The organism is Enterovirga sp. CN4-39, assembly GCF_049446235.1.
In the GTDB taxonomy this organism is placed as follows: Bacteria; Pseudomonadota; Alphaproteobacteria; order Rhizobiales; family Beijerinckiaceae; genus Enterovirga.
This window is the reverse complement of the sequence record NZ_JBMSEF010000007.1, coordinates 126811-143191: the sequence shown is the minus strand read 5'-3', so window position 1 is coordinate 143191 and position 16381 is coordinate 126811. Positions and strand designations below refer to the sequence as shown.

Here is a 16381-nt window from a genome sequence, read left to right as displayed (position 1 = left end):
GATCAGGCCGCGTCGGCCTGAACCCGCATCGAGGTGATCCGGTCGGGATCGCGAACCGGCTCGCCGCGCTTCACCTTGTCGATGTTCTCCATGCCTTCGACGACCTTCCCCCACACCGTGTATTGCTTGTCGAGGAAGCGGGCGTCGTCGAAGCAGATGAAGAACTGCGAGTTCGCCGAGTTCGGATTGCTCGTGCGCGCCATGGAGCAGACGCCCCGGACGTGCGGCTCGGCGTTGAACTCGGCCTTCAGGTCGGGGTGCTTGGAGCCTCCCGTCCCGGTGCCGGTCGGATCGCCGGACTGCGCCATGAAGCCCTCAATGACGCGGTGGAAAGGCACCCCGTCGTAGAACTTCTCGCGGGCGAGCGTCTTGATCCGCTCGACATGCAGCGGGGCGAGATCGGGCCGGAGCTCGATCACCACCCTGCCCTTCGTCGTCTCGAGGACGAGCGTGTTCTCCGGATCGGCCATTGGGTGCTCTCCTTACTTACGCGTCTGCCGCGAGGCGCATGCGGACGATCTTGTCGGGATTGGACACGGAGCCATTGGCGTTCCGGTCTCCCTTCTTGATCTTGTCGAGGATGTCGAGGCCAGCCGTGACCTCACCGATTACGGTGTACTGGTTGTTCAGGAAGCTCGCATCGCCGAAGCAGATGAAGAACTGCGAGTTCGCCGAGTTCGGGTTCTGCGAACGCGCCATCCCCACGGTGCCGCGCTTGAACGGCGCGGACGAGAACTCGGCCGGGATGTTCGGCAGGTCGGATCCGCCCGTGCCGTTGCCCTTCGGGTCGCCGGTCTGCGCCATGAAGCCGTCGATCACGCGGTGGAACGTGAGGCCGTCATAGAAGCCGCGCTTCACGAGCGTCTTGATCTGCGCCACGTGCTTGGGGGCGAGGTCAGGCCTGAGGCGGATCGTGATCCGGCCGTCCTTGGTTTCGAGATAGACCGTATTCTGCGGGTCCGCGCCGCCCTGCTGAGCGAGAGCGGGCGTGGCGAGCGCAGCGGCAATGGTCGCCGCTGCGCCGCGGCGGGTAAGGCTTGATCCCGTCATCCTGTGATCCTGCTGTCCCTTGCCGGCTCGGCCGGTGTTTTCAGGCGAACTTGGCCTTGATGCGCCTGGCGACGCCCGGGGGCACGAAGGCCGAGACGTCGCCGCCCATCGCCGCGACCTGACGCACAAGAGTGGCCGTGATGGGGCGGACGGCCGGCGAGGCGGGCACGAAGACCGTGTGGATGTCGGGTGCCATCGTCTCGTTCATGGCGCCCATCTGCATCTCGTAGTCGAGGTCGGTCCCGTCCCGGAGGCCGCGAACGATGATCGTCGCGCCATGCCGGCGGGCCGCGTCGATGGCGAGGTCCTTGAAGGTCGCGACCTCGAGCTCCGCTCCCGCTTCGGCAACCACCGGGCCGCACACCTCCCGCAGCATCTCCAGCCGCTCCTCGACGGAGAAGATCGGCGTCTTGGAGGAGTGGATCCCGGCAGCCACGACGACTTTGTCGGCGATCCGGGCAGCCCGGCGCACGACGTCGAGATGTCCGTTGGTGACCGGGTCGAAGGTGCCCGTGTAGAGAGCGATGCGCGGCATGGGGGCGGGTTAGCGGCTCCCGAGAAGGCGGGCAAGCCCGCCTTCCCGGCCCTGCCCTAGACCGAGGCGTCGGGCGCGCCGCCTTCCGCGATCTCGTCGGCCTCAGGCGGCGGGGTGTCGTCCTCCTCGCCCTCCAGGTGCTCGACCGAGACCACCTTCTCGTTCGGCCCGGTGTTGAACACCGTGACGCCCTGTGTCGATCGCCCGGCGATCCGGATGCCATTGACGGGCACGCGGATGAGCTGGCCGCCGTCCGTTACGAGCATGATCTGGTCGTGCTCCCCGACCGGGAAGGACGCCGCGATCCGGCCGTTGCGCTCCGACATCGACATGGCGACGATGCCCTTCCCGCCGCGCCGCGTGGTGCGATAGGCGAAGGACGATGTCCGCTTGCCGAAGCCCTTTTCGGAAAGCGTGAGCACGAACTGCTCCGCGAGCTCCATCTGGATGCGCTTGTCGCCGAGTTCCACCTCCGCGGAGACGCCCTCCTCGGCCCCGTCGGTCGCTCCCGCGGTGTCGTCGATGGGCTCCGAGCCGCCAGCCCGGCGCCGCGCCATCGAATCCTTCAGGTAGGTCGCGCGCTCCTCGGGCGTCGCCTCGAAATGCTGGAGGATCGACATCGAGATGACCTCGTCCCCCTTGGCGAGGGCGATGCCGCGCACGCCGGTCGAGTCCCGGCCCTTGAAGACACGGACCTCGGAAACCGGGAAGCGGACGCATTGCCCGCCCGCGCTCGTGAGGAGGACGTCATGGCCCGGATGGTCGTCGGCCGCCTCGCGGCAGGTGGCGACACCCACGATGCGATCGCCCTCGTCGAGCTTCATCGCGATCTTGCCGTTGCGGTTCACCTGCACGAAGTCGGACAGCTTGTTGCGCCGCACGTTCCCGCAGGCCGTGGCGAACATCACGTCGAGCTGCTCCCAGGATCCCTCGTCCTCGGGCAGCGGCATGATGGTGGTGATGCGCTCGCCCTCCTGGAGTGGCAGCATGTTCACCAGCGCCTTGCCGCGCGCGTTCGGGGCCGCGAGCGGCAGCCGCCACACCTTCTCCTTGTAGGCCTGGCCACGGGACGAGAAGAACAGGATGGGCGTGTGGGTGCTCGCGACGAACAGGCGCGTGACGAAATCCTCGTCCCGCGTCTGCATGCCGGAGCGGCCCTTGCCGCCGCGCTTCTGCGCCCGGTAGGTCGAGAGCGGAACGCGCTTGATGTAGCCGGCGTGGGACACGGTGACAACCATGTCCTCGCGCTGGATCAGGTCTTCGTCCTCGACGTTCGAATCCCAGTCGAGGATCTGCGTCTTGCGGGGGGTGGCGAACGCCTGGCGGACGGCACGGAGCTCGTCCTTGACGATTCCCAGGATGCGCTCGCGCGACCGCAGGATCTCGAGATACTCTGAGATTTCGGCCGCAAGCTTCTGAAGCTCATCGCCAATTTCGTCTCGGCCCAGCGCCGTGAGACGCTGCAGGCGCAGGTCGAGGATGGCGCGCGCCTGGGCCTCAGAGAGGCGGTAGGTGTTGTCGTCCTGGATCTTGTGACGCGGGTCGTCCACGAGGGCGATCAGCGGTCCGATATCGGCGGCGGGCCAGTTGCGGGCCATCAGTTGCTCGCGGGCCGTATTCGGATCGGGAGCCGTCCGGATGAGCCGGATCACCTCGTCGATGTTGGCGACCGCAATGGCGAGGCCGCACAGGACGTGGGCGCGATCGCGAGCCCGGCCGAGCAGGAACTTGGTGCGCCGGCTGACGACCACCTCGCGGAACTCGACGAACGCGCGGATCATGTCCTGCAGCGTCATCGTCTCCGGCCGGCCGCCGTTCAGGGCGACCATGTTGGCCCCGAAGCTCGTCTGGAGCGGCGTGTAGCGATAGAGCTGGTTGAGGACGACCTCGGCCATCGAGTCGCGCTTGATCTCGAGGACGATGCGCATGCCGTCGCGATCGGACTCGTCGCGCATCGCGGCGATGCCCTCGACGCGCTTCTCGCGCACGAGCTCCGCGATCCGCTCGATCAGCGTCTGCTTGTTCACCTGATAGGGGATCTCGGTGATGATCACGGCCTGGCGGTCGCGGATCTCCTCCGTGTCCCACTTGCAGCGCATCAGGATCGAGCCGCGGCCGGTCTGGTAGGCCGAGCGGATGCCGGCCCGGCCGAGGATCGAGCCGCCCGTCGGGAAGTCCGGCCCCGGGACGATCTCCATCAGGCTTTCCAGCGAGATCGCCGGATCGTCGATATAGGCGATGCAGGCGTCCACCACCTCGCCGAGATTGTGCGGCGGGATGTTGGTCGCCATGCCGACGGCGATGCCGCCCGCGCCGTTGACAAGAAGGTTCGGGAACTTCGCCGGAAGGACGGAGGGCTCGCTCTCCTTCCCATCGTAGTTCGGGACGTGGTCGACCGTGTCCTTGTCGATGTCGTCGAGGAGCGGCACGGCTGCGCGCTGCAGCCGGCACTCGGTGTACCGGTAGGCAGCCGGTGGGTCGCCGTCGACGGAGCCGAAATTGCCCTGCCCATCGATGAGGGGCAGCCGCATGGAGAAGTCCTGCGCCATGCGGACGAGCGCGTCGTAGATCGCGCCGTCGCCATGCGGATGGTACTTCGCCATCACGTCACCGACGACGCGGGCGCATTTCACATAGGGCCGCTCGGGGACGAGATTGCCCTCGTACATCGCGAACAGGATGCGCCGGTGCACGGGCTTGAGGCCGTCGCGCACGTCGGGCAGGGCCCGGCTCACGATCACGCTCATCGCGTAATCGAGATAGGAGCGCCGCATCTCGTCGGTGATCGACACCGGCTTGATGTCAGCAGCCGGAGTGAAGCCGGGATCGCCGGTGTTGTCCGTCTCGTCAGCCAAACGTTTCGTCCGAATTCAGGTCAGCGCGGCTTAGCACACGAGATGCGCCCCGCCCGCAACCTAGGGAATGTGTCCGGGCAGGGTCTTCGCCGAATTCGTGAAGCCGGCCAAGATCTTGATGGGGTATTATATGGGACGTCCAGGCCGCTGGGGCAACCGCGCCACGCGGCCGAACGGGCCGAGTCTCCGAATCAGTGCAGCTCTTCCAGGAGGCGGGCCATCAGCCGCATCCTCGGCCGGACCGACGAGATCAGCCCGTATTCCTGCAGGGTGTGCGCGCCGTCGCCGTCGATCCCCAGTCCGTCGAGCGTCGGGATGCCGAGCGCGGCCGTGAAGTTGCCGTCCGAGCCACCGCCCGTCCGCGGCACCTCGCCCAGCGCGAAGCCGAGTTCGCCGGCGAAGGCACGAGCCTGTTCGTAGAGCCGTCCCGTCTCGGGCGATCGCTCGTAGGGCGGCCGGTTCATCCCGCCGGTCACGCGGAGCCGCAGGCCGTCCCCGACGGGCGAAAGGCCGAGGATCCTGTTCGAATACGCCTCGCCGTCCGCATGCGTCTCGACGCGCAGGTCGACCGTGAAGCGGCAATGCTGCGGCACGACGTTTTCGGCCGTCCCGCCCGAGATCGACCCGACATTCGTCGTCACGCCGCGGGCGTAGTCGGTGAGGCCCTCGATCGCGAGGATCTGGTGTGCGGCTTCGCGGATCGCGCTGCGGCCGTCCGCATGCCGCGTCCCGGCATGGGAGGGGCGCCCCTCGATCTCCACGACGAAGCGCCCGACGCCCTTTCGGGAGGTGACGACCTTGCCGCCGTCACGGCCCGGCTCCGTCACGAGCACATAGGCCGAGTTGCGGCCCAGATCCTCGATGATGGCGCGGGTCGTGGGCGAGCCGATCTCCTCGTCTGGCGTGAACAGGAAGGTCAGCGGCAGCGCGGCCCTTCCGGCCCGCGCGACCTCCTTGAAGGCCTGGAAGGCGAGCCATGCCCCGCCCTTCATGTCGTAGACGCCAGGGCCGTACAGACGGTCTCCGTCGACCCTTACCGGAAGGTCCCGCGCGAGCGTGCCGACGGGATGGACCGTATCGAGATGCGAGAGCACCAGGATCCCCCGATCCTGTGATCCCCGGCCGGCACGCAGCAGGATGCTATCGCCGAGCCCGTCCCGGCCCGCGATGCGCTCGGTCGCCAGCCCGGCCTCGCCGGCCTCGGCGGCGACGAGGTCCATGGCGCGGTTGACGCCCGCCGCATCGTGGGTCGGGCTCTCCACCCGCGCCCAGGCGGCGATGCCCGCGACGACGGCGGCGTCGTCCAGGGCGCTGAGGGAGGATGTCACGCGATCGATCGGGCTCAGGGACTAGAAGGGAATGTCGTCGTCGAGATCGTTGGAATAGCCGCCGCGCGAGTTGCCGCCACCCCCACCTCCTCCGCTGGCCGTGGCGGGACGCTTCTCCATCGGACCGGACCGGCCGAAATCACCGCCCCGGCTGACCTGCCCGGGCTCGTCCCCGTATTCCGATCCGCCGCCTGCCCGGCTGTCGAGGATCGTCAACTCGCCGCGGAAGCGCTGGAGCACGATCTCGGTCGTGTACTTCTCCTGGCCCGACTGATCGGTCCATTTCCGGGTCTGCAGCTGGCCCTCGATGTAAACCTTGGAGCCCTTGCGCAGGTACTGCTCCGCGACGCGGCCGAGATTCTCGTTGAAGATCACGACCGAGTGCCACTCGGTCTTTTCCTTCCGCTCGCCCGTCCCCTTGTCCTTCCAGGTTTCGGAGGTCGCGATGCGCAGGTTCACCACCGGATCGCCCGATCCCATCCGGCGCACCTCCGGATCCCGGCCGAGATTGCCGACGAGAATAACCTTGTTCACGCTGCCGGCCATGCGACACCACCTTTCCTGAGCTCAGCGCCTTATCCGCCCAAGCCGCCCGGCGAACAAGCCAGAACAGCAGCAGCCCACAGCGTTCTGAGACTCTTGTTCACTATACGTTCTATACACGACGCAGAAGTGCGGCCTCGTGTCAAGCCACCGCGATGTCCCGAGATGGAACAGGGAAATCCCCATGTCCGTTTTCCTGGCAACAATCCGCGCCCTCGGGGCGCTCCGATATCGCGGTGACGAAGATGCCGAACGTGATCTTGTGCTTCACCCTGGGGGTGATTGCGCCCCTGCTCAGCGTGGGCTGGCTCCTCGCGTATCATTGAGGCCCCGCCCGCTCCCACGCGTCTCTGACGGGCGGCGCCTTATTCTCACGGCGAGCTCTGGGTTCGGTGCGCGACGAAACCGTGGCATCCTCGGGACGTTTCGTCATTGAAATGGCCCGAGGTGTTCCCTGTCATCGTTCCCGCGTCTCCAAACCGCACATTGCGGGCAGGCTCCCGCGCACTCACGCGAGACCAACGCCGCTCGCGCCGTCTCCGGGGCATTTCTGGGCCTTGCGCTTCTGAGCCTCTCGTCCATTCCGGCCAGCGCCGTTCCGGCCACTCACGAAGGCGTATGGTCTCGCGACCTCGATAGCTGCACCTTATCGACGGACGAGGACGAGACCCGGCTGACCATCACGGCCGGGGAGATCACGGACTACCACGAGACCTGCAACATCGCGGACCGGTGGTCGCGAGGCGACGGCTCCCTGTTCTTCGTCCTCCAATGCAGCGCCGCTCCAGGCCAGCGCATGATGCGGCTTTTTCCGAAATCCCGCGAGAGTGCGGTCTTCTACCTCCCGGCGAACAAGCGCCCACGCTCACGGGATCTGATCCGCTGCCCGGACTCGGCCGCCATCGAGGAGCCGCTCCCACCTGCGGATCCCGAGGCTTCATGGACCAAGGTCCGGGACACCCGCCGCCTGACGAAGCTCTGGCTTGATGCGCGGCAACGCTGCCGGGCGCAGGTATCCGTCGCCAGGCAGGAGGCCTGCACGGAACGCCGGCAGATCGGCTCAACCCTCCGGTCCATGGGCCTGTGCCACTACACCCGGGGCAACCGGGAAGGCTGGCGCTCCTGCCGGTAGGTCAGAGCGGCTAGTTTACCGCCGTTCCTGCGGTCACCACCCTCGCCCGCGCTGTCGGCTTTGCCGTGGGGGCGCCTCCGCTGCCATTGCCGTTCGCCACAGCCTTGTAGGTCTGGCTACGCTTCGGAGCCGGCGCCTGCAGGGTCCCTTCCTCGCTGAGGAGCTCCTCGAAATAGGCGATGGTGCGGACGAGCCCTTCCCTCAACTGCACCCTGGGCTCCCAACCCAGCTCGGCCTGGGCGACGGCGATGTCGGGACGCCGCTGGCGCGGATCGTCGGCGGGAAGCTGCTTATGGACGACCTTGGACCGGGAACCGGTCAGGTCGAGGACGATCTCGGCCAGTTCGGCGATGGAGAACTCTCCCGGATTGCCGAGGTTGATCGGCCCCGTGACATCCGCGGGCGCGGCCATCAGCTTCAGGAAGCCGTCGATCAGATCGTCCGCGTAGCAGAAGGAACGGGTCTGCGAGCCGTCGCCATAGACCGTGATCGGCTCGCCCTTGAGGGCCTGGACGATCAGGTTCGAGACGACACGGCCGTCATTCGGATGCATGCGCGGGCCGTAGGTGTTGAAGATCCGCGCCACCTTGATCTCCAGCCGATGCTGGCGGTGATAGTCGAAGAACAGGGTCTCGGCGCAGCGCTTGCCCTCGTCGTAGCAGGAGCGAAGCCCGTGCGGGTTGACCCGCCCCCAGTAAGCTTCCGGCTGCGGATGCACCTCGGGATCGCCGTAAACCTCCGAGGTCGAGGCCTGCATGATCCGTGCTCGAACCCGCTTGGCGAGCCCGAGCATGTTGATCGCGCCAATTACGCTGGTCTTCGTCGTTTGTACGGGATCGAACTGATAGTGAATCGGCGAGGCCGGACAGGCCAGATTGTAGATTTCGTCGACCTCGACATAGAGCGGGAAGGTCACGTCGTGGCGCTTCAACTCGAATCGCTCATGGTCGAGCAGCTTGCGAATGTTGCGTCGCGTGCCGGTGAAGAAGTTGTCGACGCAGAGGACTTCGTGACCCTGGGCGAGCAGCCTTTCGCAGAGGTGGGAGCCGAGGAAACCGGCTCCGCCGGTGACGAGAACTCTCTTCGTCGAACCATAACGCATGCGAAACCGTTCCTCCGCCCCGGACACGCGCGACGCGTCCTAGCCCATCAACCACTCGCGACGCGGAAAGCTTGAGCGAGTGGTCAGGGTAAGTTCAACTTCGGCGGGCTGGTTCCATGTCTTTGTTGAAGATGATGAGGCCTTGCCTATTCGGCGAGTTCGCGCATCACCCGGATAAGGTCCGATTTGCCCTCGAAGCCGATGCCCGGGAGGTCGGGCATGACGATGCACCCATCCTCGACCTTCACGCCGTCCGGGAAGCCGCCATAGGGCTGGAAGAGGTCCGGATAGCTCTCGTTGCCGCCGAGTTGCAGCCCCGCTGCGATGTTCAGCGACATCTGGTGCCCGCCATGCGGGATGCAGCGTGAGGGCGACCAGCCCATCCCGGTCAGGACATCGAGCGTGCGCAGATACTCGCAAAGGCCGTAGGAGAGCGCGCAGTCGAATTGCAGCCAGTCGCGGTCCGGCCGCATCCCGCCATAGCGCAGGAGATTGCGGGCATCCTGGTGCGAGAAGAGGTTCTCACCGGTCGCCATCGGGCCGGGATAGAACTCCGAGAGGGCGGCCTGTAGCGCGTAGTCGAGCGGGTCGCCGGCCTCCTCGTACCAGAAGAGCGGGTATTCCCGCAGCATGCGGGCGTAGTCGATGGCGGTGACGAGATCAAAGCGGCCGTTCGCGTCAACGGCGAGCTGGGCGTCTCCCTCGATCTCCTCGAGGACCGCCTCGATGCGGCGACGGTCCTCGTCGAGCGGGGCGCCGCCGATCTTCATCTTCACGACGTTGTAGCCACGCTCGACGTAGCTGCGCATCTCGGCGCGCAGCGCGGAATCGTCCTTGCCCGGGTAGTAATAGCCGCCGGCCGCGTAGACGAAGACGCGCGGATTGGCCTCGCGGCCATGCCGCTCCGCAAGGAGGCGGAAGAGCGGCTTGCCCTCGATCTTGGCGACCGCGTCCCAGACCGCCATGTCGATCGTGCCCACCGCGACCGAGCGCTCACCGTGACCGCCGGGCTTCTCGTTCTGCATCATGGCGGCCCAGACCTTGTCCGGGTCCAGGTTCTTGCCGCTCTCGTCCAGCAGCGTCGCGGGCTCCGCGCCGAGGATGCGGTCGCGGAAGCGCTCGCGGATCAGCCCGCCCTGGCCGTAGCGCCCATTCGAGTTGAAGCCGTATCCGACGACGCGGCGCCCGTCGCGCACCACGTCCGTGACGACGGCCACGAGGCTCGTCGTCATCTTGCTGAAATCGATATAGGCGTTGCGGATGGGCGAGGCGATCGGCTGCGTCACCTCCTTCACGTCCAGGATCTTGACTGACATCTCGCCCTTCTCGGCTCGTCGCATTGCAGCCAGGTCGCCCTCGGGCAGCCTGTTCGTTGAGGTCGTATGGACGCTGTGAGTGAAAGATCAACCGAGCCGGCGCAACCCGCGCGTGCGGCCCAGACCCTGGACGAGCGGTTTTTCGCTCGTCCGGTCGTCGCAGTCGCCCGGGACCTCATCGGCTCGACGCTCATGCTGGACGGTATCGGCGGCATCATCGTCGAGACGGAGGCCTATGATCGGGAGGACCCGGCCTCGCACAGCTTCTCGGGACCGACCCGTCGGAACGCGGCTATGTTCGGCCCGCCCGGGCGGGCATACGTCTATCGGTCGTATGGGATCCACTGGTGCCTCAACTTCGTCTGCGGGGACGAAGGGCGTGGCAGCGCGGTCCTGATCCGGGCGCTGGAGCCAACCGCGGGGCTCGACACCATGCGGTCGAGGCGCGGCGTCGCAGAGATGCGGGCGTTGTGCGCGGGCCCCGGCCGCCTCACCCAGGCGCTGGGCATCACGATCGCGCATGACAGCCTGTCGCTCCGTCAGCCGCCCTTCGATCTCGAGGCGCGGAGCGGGACGGCTTTGCCGATCGTCGCGGGTCCGCGGATCGGGATCAGCAAGGCCGTCGACCTGCCCTGGCGGTTCGGCCTTGCCGGATCTCCCTTTCTCAGCCGGAGCTTTCCGAAGGCATGAAAGGCTCCTTGCGGATCCGGAAGATCATCGCGTCTCCGACCCGCTCCGACCCTTCGAGGCTGTCGCCGGTCTCCCGGACCAGGTGAGGGATGTCGATGCCGGCGAGCGGATCGGTGCATTCGACCGTGAGGACGTCGCCCGGTCGCAGGCGCGCCAGCGCCACGCGTGTCCTCAGCGCCGGCAGCGGACACTTGAGACCTCGGAGATCCAGACGGAGTTCGGCCTGCTCGGACATGGTGGGGGCCAGATGCCGCAAGGAGGTTCCCGGCGCCAGTCTGGCATGCCAGAATCCGCCTGGAACATGATGTCCACCGCGCTCAAATCATCGCCGCCCGCATCGGCCGGGCTGCCGGTACCCTTCGCGCGCGTGCTCGCGGGTCTGCTCGCGGGCATCGGCCCGGTGCTGCCGCATCGCGCTGCGCTCGCGGAGGCGAAGGGCGGGGTGCTCGCCTCGCCGCTCGTCGTGCCCTCTCCCGTCCCCGGGAAAGCGATCGCGCTTCGGCGCGGCTACGCGGTCCGGTCGACCGATACGCTCGGGGCGGGGCCGTATTCTCCCCTCCCCCTCCCCGCCATGCCGACGCTCGTGGAGGCCGGAGACGTTCTGCCGAACGGCGCGGATGCGGTGCTGCCGGAGGATGCCATCCTGGCGATGGGCGGACTGGCAGAGGCTCAGGAGAGCGCCGCGCCTGGCGCCTGGGCGCGCCGGATCGGCGAGGATGCTCCTGCCGGCACGGTCCTGAGAGGTGCTGGCGAGGTCCTCCGCCCACTCGACATCGCCCTCGCGGCTGCGGCCGGGATCACGCATTGCGAGATCCGACGTCCCCATCTCGCCGTGCTGGGCCAGGATTCCGCAGGGCCCATCGCCCGACTGCTCTTCGAGGTCGCCCGCGCGGCAGGTGCCAGCGCCTCGGCAGGCGAGATAGCCAGCAGCAGGCCTGATCTCGTCATCGCCATCGGGCCTCCGGCCGAGTGGGCCACGATGCTCGGCGGACGGGCGGTGCAGCCTGTCGCGGATCGGCTCGCGTTGCGCCCCGGCGAAGACGGGATGGCGTCCCTTCTTGGCACGATCCCGGTTCTCGTCGTGCCGAACCGCCTCGCGGACGCGCTCGGGATCTGGCTCGCCCTCGCCCGCCCCGTCGTCGCGAAACTTGCGGGCGCGCGCGATCCGGCCCGCGAGGACCGGCGACTCACGCGCAAGATCTCCTCGACGATCGGGATCTCGGAGCTCGTCCTCCTTCGCAGGGCGGGTGACAGCCTCGAGCCTCTTGCGACCGGCGACCTGCCACTACAGGTCATGGCTGCAGCTGATGCCTGGACGATCATCCCCCCTGAAAGCGAAGGCTTTGCCGCGGGCGAGACCGTATCGGCCGAGTTCCTGGTCCTATGAACAGCCAACCCCGTGATCTTCCCGCCGCCGCGACGCAGGACCAGTTTCTTCAGGTTCTCCCGCGCGACGAGGCCTTGCTGCGCTTCGAAAGCGCGCTCCGCCCAAAGCCGGTCGGGACGGAGCGCGTCGAACTAGCAGTGGCGCTCGGCCGCGTGCTGGCCATGGACGTCGCCGCCGGGATCGATGTGCCGCCGTTCGATCGCGCGCTGGTGGATGGCTTCGCGGTTCGCTCGGCGGACCTCGCGTCGGCATCGGAAGGCAGCCCGGTCAGCCTCGAACTGAACGGGGAGACGATCGCCTGCGGGGTCGTCCCCCGCCTCGACGTCATGCACGGGACGGCGACACCGATCGCGACGGGCGGCCCGGTACCCCGCGGGGCGGACGCGGTGATCATGGTCGAGACAACCGAGCCCGTCGGCTCGGGCGCGATCGAGGTGCGCCGTCCCGTCGCGCCGGGCGCTTTCCTGTCCTTTGCCGGATCGGACATCACGGCCGGAGAGACGATCGTCCGGCGTGGAACGGTGGTCGGATCCCGCGAGGTCGGTGTCCTGGCCGCGTGCGGCATCGCGGAGGTCGAGGTCTGGCGACGACCCCGCGTGGCAATCATCTCGACCGGCGACGAACTCGTGCCCGCTGGCCAGCCGCTCGGGCCGGCCTCCATCTATGATAGTAACGGCCCGGTGGTCGCCGCGGCCGTGGCGGAGAATGGCGGCGAGCCGATCGCCTACGGCACCATCCCGGACGAGCCGGAGATGCTTCGCGCCGCCATCGCAAGAGCCCACGCCGAGTGCGACATGGTCGTGCTGTCCGGCGGCACCTCCAAGGGCGCCGGGGACCTGACCTACCGGCTCATCGGCGAGCTCGGGCCGCCCGGGATCGTGGCCCATGGCGTGGCGCTGAAGCCGGGCAAGCCGCTTCTGCTCGCGGTCTGCGCAGGCAAGCCGGTCGTGGTGCTTCCGGGCTTCCCGACCTCGGCCATGTTCACGTTCCACGACATGGTGGCGCCGAGCCTACGCCTCCTTGCCGGATTGCCGCCCCGGACCAGCGCCGTCGTGGACGCAACGCTGCCGATGCGGGTCCCGTCCGAGCTCGGCCGGACCGAATTCGTCATGGTGTCCCTGGTCGGCACGGAGAGCGGCCTCGCCGCCTACCCGATCGGAAAGGGCTCGGGCTCGGTCACGGCCTTCTCGCAAGCGGACGGGTTCGTCACGGTTGAGGCCCTTGCGGATACCGTACCGGCCGGGACGCAGGTGGAGGTGACGCTCTTCACGCCGCATGTGAGCGAGCCGGATCTCGTCATCATGGGCAGCCATTGCGTCGGGCTCGAGCCGATCATCTCCCATCTCGCGGCCGAGGGCATCCGAACCCGGCTGATGGCCGTCGGCAGCCAAGGCGGGCTCGCTGCGTTGCGGCGCGGCGAATGCGATCTCGCCCCGATCCACCTCGTCGACCCGACGACCGGCATCTACAACCGCTCGTACCTGACCGACGGCATGGAGTTGGTCGAAGGCTGGCGGCGGATGCAGGGGTTCCTGTATCGGCCCGGCGACACCCGGTTCGAGGGCCTCTCCGCTGCCGGTGCTGTGGCGGCCGCGCTGGCCGATCCCGACTGCCACATGGTCAACCGCAACGCCGGCGCCGGCACCCGCATCGTCATCGACGGCCTGCTGAAGGGCGCGCGGCCGGAGGGCTACTCTAACCAGCCACGCTCGCATAACGCGGTCGCTGCGGCCGTCGCGAGAGGCCGTGCCGATTGGGGGATCGCCATCAGGCCCGTCGCCGATGCCTATGGCTTGCGCTTCATCCCCATTGCCGAGGAGCATTACGACTTCGCGCTGCTCTCTTCGCGAAGTGAGAGGCCCGCCGTCCGCAGGTTCCTTGCCGCCCTCCACGAGCCAACCTCGCTCGCGGCCCTTCACAAGCTCGGCTTCAAGCCGGCAGGCGAGGCCTGAATGCACGTCATCGGCCTCGCCGGCTGGAGCGGCGCCGGGAAGACGACGCTCCTCGCGAAGCTCATCCCGGAGCTGACGCGCCGCTCCATCTCCGTCTCGACGCTCAAGCACGCCCATCATGCGTTCGACATCGACCAGCCGGGCAAGGACTCGCACACCCACCGGACGGCGGGCGCGACCGAGGTCCTCATCTCGTCGAGCCGGCGCTACGCGCTGATCCACGAGCTCCGGGATGAGCCGGAGGCGGACCTCGCCACGCTGCTCGGACGCCTCGCGCCGGTCGATCTCGTGATCGTGGAGGGCTTCAAGCGCTCGGCGCACCCGAAGATCGAGGTGCACCGCGTCGCCAATGGCCGGCCCTTTCTGTTTCCCGAACTGCCGGCGATCGTCGCCCTCGCGACGGACGGGGAGCTTCCGGCCGACCTGCCGATGCCAGCCGTTCACCTGGACGACACGGCCGGGATCGCGAACATCGTGATATCCCATGCGTTGCCGCTGGGCGACGTTCTGCGTCGGCTTGCGGCCTCTGCCGCTTAGGTCCCACGGCATGGCTCAGCTCACGAACGATTGCTTTGCGACCGGCGACCGGCTGATGCCGCTGGAAGACGCCCTCGAACTGATCGAGACGCGCGTGTCCTGCACGGTCGGGACTGAAACGATACCGGCCTTCGATGCGGATGGTCGCGTCCTCGCGGAGAACGTGGTCGCCGGCCTGAACCTCCCGCCCTTCGACAACTCCGCCGTCGATGGCTACGCGGTCCGCTTCGCCGATCTGCTTCCCCGGGGCGATACGGTGCTGCCCGTCGTGGGTCGCATCGCGGCAGGCGGGGCGCCCGATGCCGCGCAGCCGGGAACGGCCGTGCGGATCTTCACCGGCGCACCCATGCCGCCGGGCTTCGACACCGTCTTCATGCAGGAGGACGTCGTCAGCGAACCGGGCGGCAGGGCTCGCCTCCCGGCAGGCCTGAAGCCCGGCGCGAATCGCCGGACGGCCGGGGAGGACGTGGCGGTCGGCAGCTCCGTGATGCAGGCTGGACTACGTCTGCGGCCCGCCGACCTCGCCCTCCTCGGCGCGCTCGGCTGCACCACCGTGGCGGTCCGGAAGACGCTGAGGGTGGCTCTTCTCTCCACAGGGGACGAGGTCGCTCAGCCGGGCACTCCGCTCCGTCCCGGCCAGCTCTACGACGCGAACCGGCCCATGCTGGCTGCGCTTCTCCGGCGTGCCGGGTGCGCGGTGAACGATCTCGGCATCCTGCCCGACCGGCGCGAGGCCGTGCGCGAGGCTCTCGCGCGAGCCGGCGACGGGCACGACCTGATCCTCACCACGGGCGGCGTGTCCACGGGCGAGGAGGACCACGTCCGGGCAGCTCTCGAGGAGACAGGCGCCCTCACCTTCTGGCGGATCGGGATCAAGCCCGGCCGTCCCGTGGCCATGGGCGTGGCGAGCGGAACGCCCTTCATGGGCCTCCCCGGAAATCCCGCGGCAGCATTCGTGACCTTCGCGTTCCTCGGGCGGGCGCTCGTCGCGCGTCTTTCGGGAGAGCGGCGCCTCTCGCCGGTTCCGGTCAGCGTGAGCACGGGCTTTTCATACAAGAAGAAGGCGGGCCGCCGGGAATATGTCCGCGTCCGGCTCGAACGCGACGATGCCGGGGCGGTCGTGGCGCGGAAGCATCCGCGCGAGGGAGCCGGAATCATCGCCTCCCTCACCGAGACCGACGGGCTGGTCGAGATCGGCGAAGCCGTGACGCGGATCGAACCGGGGGACCGGGTCGGCTTCCATTCCTACGCTTCGCTTTATTGACCCTCCGGGCCGGCGATCCGGCGCGCCTCCTCCAGGTCAGCCGGCTCGTTGACGTTGAAGAACGGGTCCGGGCTGCCGCTCCATTCCGCAAGTGCCGCCCCATGGCGTGAGGTCCAGCGGCCCACCTTGCGCTCCTCCTCCTGGACAAGGGACCGGCGCAGATCCTCGCGGAGCGCGACGGGCCAGATGCCGTTCACCGGATGCGTCCGCCCGCCGGAGGAAGCCGATGCGAGCATGGCGCCGGCGCTCTCCCGGGCGGCGTGCAACCGCGCCACGAAGTCCCCCGGCACGAAGGGCGTGTCGCCTCCGATCGTTGCGATCCAGGCGAGGTCGGGGCGGTGCTCGGCTGCCCACTCAAGCCCCGCAAGCACGCCCGCGAGCGGTCCCGCAAAGCCCGGGACCGAGTCGGGCACGACCGGCAGCCCGAGCGTCGCGAAGCGCGCCGGATCGCCGTTGGCATTGAGAATCAGGCCCGCGCATTGCGGCTGCAGGCGCTCCGCGACCTGCGCCAGGATCGGCCGACCCGCGATCGTGTTCAGGCCCTTGTCGCCGCCGCCCATGCGGCGCGCGAGCCCACCGGCAAGGATGACCCCGAGCGTGTCTGGATAGGTCCGCATCTGCGCTCCTTAACGTCTCCGAAACCGTAATTGCCGAAAATTCGACCCTGTTTCCCGGCGGGCTTTGGACGAG

General features: G+C 68.1%; 16 protein-coding genes. 6 read left to right on the top strand and 10 right to left on the bottom strand.

Translation table 11 applies throughout. The features are described from left to right. Positions 1-2: 2 nt before the first annotated feature. The 6 genes from ACO2SS_RS13655 to ssb form a co-directional block, all read right to left on the bottom strand. A complete protein-coding gene (locus tag ACO2SS_RS13655; protein WP_423278221.1) occupies positions 3-470 on the bottom strand; it encodes a peptidylprolyl isomerase in 468 nt (155 codons plus the stop codon). A 16-nt stretch (positions 471-486) separates the two neighbouring features. Next, entirely contained in the window at positions 487-1050 is a 564-nt protein-coding gene (locus ACO2SS_RS13650) for a peptidylprolyl isomerase (protein ID WP_423278220.1), read from the bottom strand. Positions 1051-1090: 40 nt separating this feature from the next. Next, a complete protein-coding gene (gene coaD / locus ACO2SS_RS13645) occupies positions 1091-1585 on the bottom strand; it encodes a pantetheine-phosphate adenylyltransferase (protein ID WP_423278219.1) in 495 nt (164 codons plus the stop codon). A 56-nt stretch (positions 1586-1641) separates the two neighbouring features. Next, entirely contained in the window at positions 1642-4440 is a 2799-nt protein-coding gene (gene gyrA / locus ACO2SS_RS13640) for a DNA gyrase subunit A (protein WP_423278218.1), read from the bottom strand. Positions 4441-4631: 191 nt separating this feature from the next. Continuing rightward, on the bottom strand, positions 4632-5768 hold the full coding sequence (locus ACO2SS_RS13635; protein WP_423278217.1) for a M20 family metallopeptidase: 1137 nt from the start codon (positions 5766-5768) through the stop codon (positions 4632-4634). Between the two features lie 21 nt (positions 5769-5789). Further along, positions 5790-6314 (bottom strand): single-stranded DNA-binding protein, encoded by a 525-nt coding sequence (gene ssb, locus ACO2SS_RS13630; protein ID WP_423278216.1) that lies wholly within the window; start codon positions 6312-6314, stop codon positions 5790-5792. 793 nt (positions 6315-7107) lie between these two features. On the opposite strand from ssb, the gene ACO2SS_RS13625 reads away from it, so the two are divergent. After that, a complete protein-coding gene (locus tag ACO2SS_RS13625; RefSeq protein ID WP_423278215.1) occupies positions 7108-7443 on the top strand; it encodes a hypothetical protein in 336 nt (111 codons plus the stop codon). Positions 7444-7453: 10 nt separating this feature from the next. Here the strand turns inward: ACO2SS_RS13625 and ACO2SS_RS13620 are convergent, their stop codons facing one another. Both ACO2SS_RS13620 and ACO2SS_RS13615 read right to left on the bottom strand, forming a co-directional pair. Next, positions 7454-8545: a UDP-glucuronic acid decarboxylase family protein gene (locus ACO2SS_RS13620; protein WP_423278214.1), complete on the bottom strand. Its 1092-nt coding sequence runs from the start codon at positions 8543-8545 to the stop codon at positions 7454-7456. 146 nt (positions 8546-8691) lie between these two features. After that, positions 8692-9861 carry a mandelate racemase/muconate lactonizing enzyme family protein gene (locus tag ACO2SS_RS13615; protein WP_423278213.1) on the bottom strand — a complete coding sequence of 390 codons (1170 nt, stop codon included), beginning with the start codon at positions 9859-9861 and terminating at the stop codon, positions 8692-8694. Between the two features lie 66 nt (positions 9862-9927). Here ACO2SS_RS13615 and ACO2SS_RS13610 point away from each other — a divergent pair, with 66 nt between their 5' ends. Then, a complete protein-coding gene (locus tag ACO2SS_RS13610) occupies positions 9928-10551 on the top strand; it encodes a DNA-3-methyladenine glycosylase (RefSeq protein ID WP_423278212.1) in 624 nt (207 codons plus the stop codon). On the opposite strand, the gene ACO2SS_RS13605 is transcribed toward ACO2SS_RS13610, so the two are convergent. Continuing rightward, positions 10526-10786 (bottom strand): sulfurtransferase TusA family protein, encoded by a 261-nt coding sequence (locus ACO2SS_RS13605; RefSeq protein ID WP_423278339.1) that lies wholly within the window; start codon positions 10784-10786, stop codon positions 10526-10528. The genes ACO2SS_RS13610 and ACO2SS_RS13605 overlap by 26 nt on opposite strands. Before the next feature lie 45 nt (positions 10787-10831). Between ACO2SS_RS13605 and ACO2SS_RS13600 the strand changes: the two genes are divergently transcribed. The 4 genes from ACO2SS_RS13600 to glp are packed head-to-tail and all read left to right on the top strand — an operon-like array spanning position 10832 to position 15691. Continuing rightward, positions 10832-11938: a hypothetical protein gene (locus ACO2SS_RS13600; RefSeq protein WP_423278211.1), complete on the top strand. Its 1107-nt coding sequence runs from the start codon at positions 10832-10834 to the stop codon at positions 11936-11938. Then, positions 11935-13890 carry a molybdopterin biosynthesis protein gene (locus tag ACO2SS_RS13595; RefSeq protein ID WP_423278210.1) on the top strand — a complete coding sequence of 652 codons (1956 nt, stop codon included), beginning with the start codon at positions 11935-11937 and terminating at the stop codon, positions 13888-13890. The genes ACO2SS_RS13600 and ACO2SS_RS13595 overlap by 4 nt, the downstream gene beginning before the upstream one ends. After that, positions 13891-14427: a molybdopterin-guanine dinucleotide biosynthesis protein B gene (gene mobB / locus ACO2SS_RS13590; RefSeq protein ID WP_423278209.1), complete on the top strand. Its 537-nt coding sequence runs from the start codon at positions 13891-13893 to the stop codon at positions 14425-14427. A gap of 10 nt (positions 14428-14437) precedes the next feature. Beyond that, positions 14438-15691 (top strand): gephyrin-like molybdotransferase Glp, encoded by a 1254-nt coding sequence (glp, locus tag ACO2SS_RS13585; protein ID WP_423278208.1) that lies wholly within the window; start codon positions 14438-14440, stop codon positions 15689-15691. Here glp and mobA read toward each other — a convergent pair. Then, entirely contained in the window at positions 15685-16308 is a 624-nt protein-coding gene (gene mobA / locus ACO2SS_RS13580; RefSeq protein WP_423278207.1) for a molybdenum cofactor guanylyltransferase MobA, read from the bottom strand. The genes glp and mobA overlap by 7 nt on opposite strands. Positions 16309-16381 lie beyond the last annotated feature (73 nt).

Coding starts and splice junctions, on each gene's coding strand:
- ACO2SS_RS13650 (WP_423278220.1), bottom strand. CDS start 1,050: ATGACGGGATCAAGCCTTACCCGCCGCGGCGCAGCGGCGACCATTGCC.
- mobB (WP_423278209.1), top strand. CDS start 13,891: ATGCACGTCATCGGCCTCGCCGGCTGGAGCGGCGCCGGGAAGACGACG.
- ACO2SS_RS13620 (WP_423278214.1), bottom strand. CDS start 8,545: ATGCGTTATGGTTCGACGAAGAGAGTTCTCGTCACCGGCGGAGCCGGT.
- ACO2SS_RS13600 (WP_423278211.1), top strand. CDS start 10,832: ATGCCAGAATCCGCCTGGAACATGATGTCCACCGCGCTCAAATCATCG.
- ACO2SS_RS13615 (WP_423278213.1), bottom strand. CDS start 9,861: ATGTCAGTCAAGATCCTGGACGTGAAGGAGGTGACGCAGCCGATCGCC.
- ACO2SS_RS13605 (WP_423278339.1), bottom strand. CDS start 10,786: ATGTCCGAGCAGGCCGAACTCCGTCTGGATCTCCGAGGTCTCAAGTGT.
- ssb (WP_423278216.1), bottom strand. CDS start 6,314: ATGGCCGGCAGCGTGAACAAGGTTATTCTCGTCGGCAATCTCGGCCGG.
- mobA (WP_423278207.1), bottom strand. CDS start 16,308: ATGCGGACCTATCCAGACACGCTCGGGGTCATCCTTGCCGGTGGGCTC.
- ACO2SS_RS13595 (WP_423278210.1), top strand. CDS start 11,935: ATGAACAGCCAACCCCGTGATCTTCCCGCCGCCGCGACGCAGGACCAG.
- ACO2SS_RS13625 (WP_423278215.1), top strand. CDS start 7,108: ATGATGCGGCTTTTTCCGAAATCCCGCGAGAGTGCGGTCTTCTACCTC.
- glp (WP_423278208.1), top strand. CDS start 14,438: ATGGCTCAGCTCACGAACGATTGCTTTGCGACCGGCGACCGGCTGATG.
- ACO2SS_RS13610 (WP_423278212.1), top strand. CDS start 9,928: ATGGACGCTGTGAGTGAAAGATCAACCGAGCCGGCGCAACCCGCGCGT.
- coaD (WP_423278219.1), bottom strand. CDS start 1,585: ATGCCGCGCATCGCTCTCTACACGGGCACCTTCGACCCGGTCACCAAC.
- ACO2SS_RS13655 (WP_423278221.1), bottom strand. CDS start 470: ATGGCCGATCCGGAGAACACGCTCGTCCTCGAGACGACGAAGGGCAGG.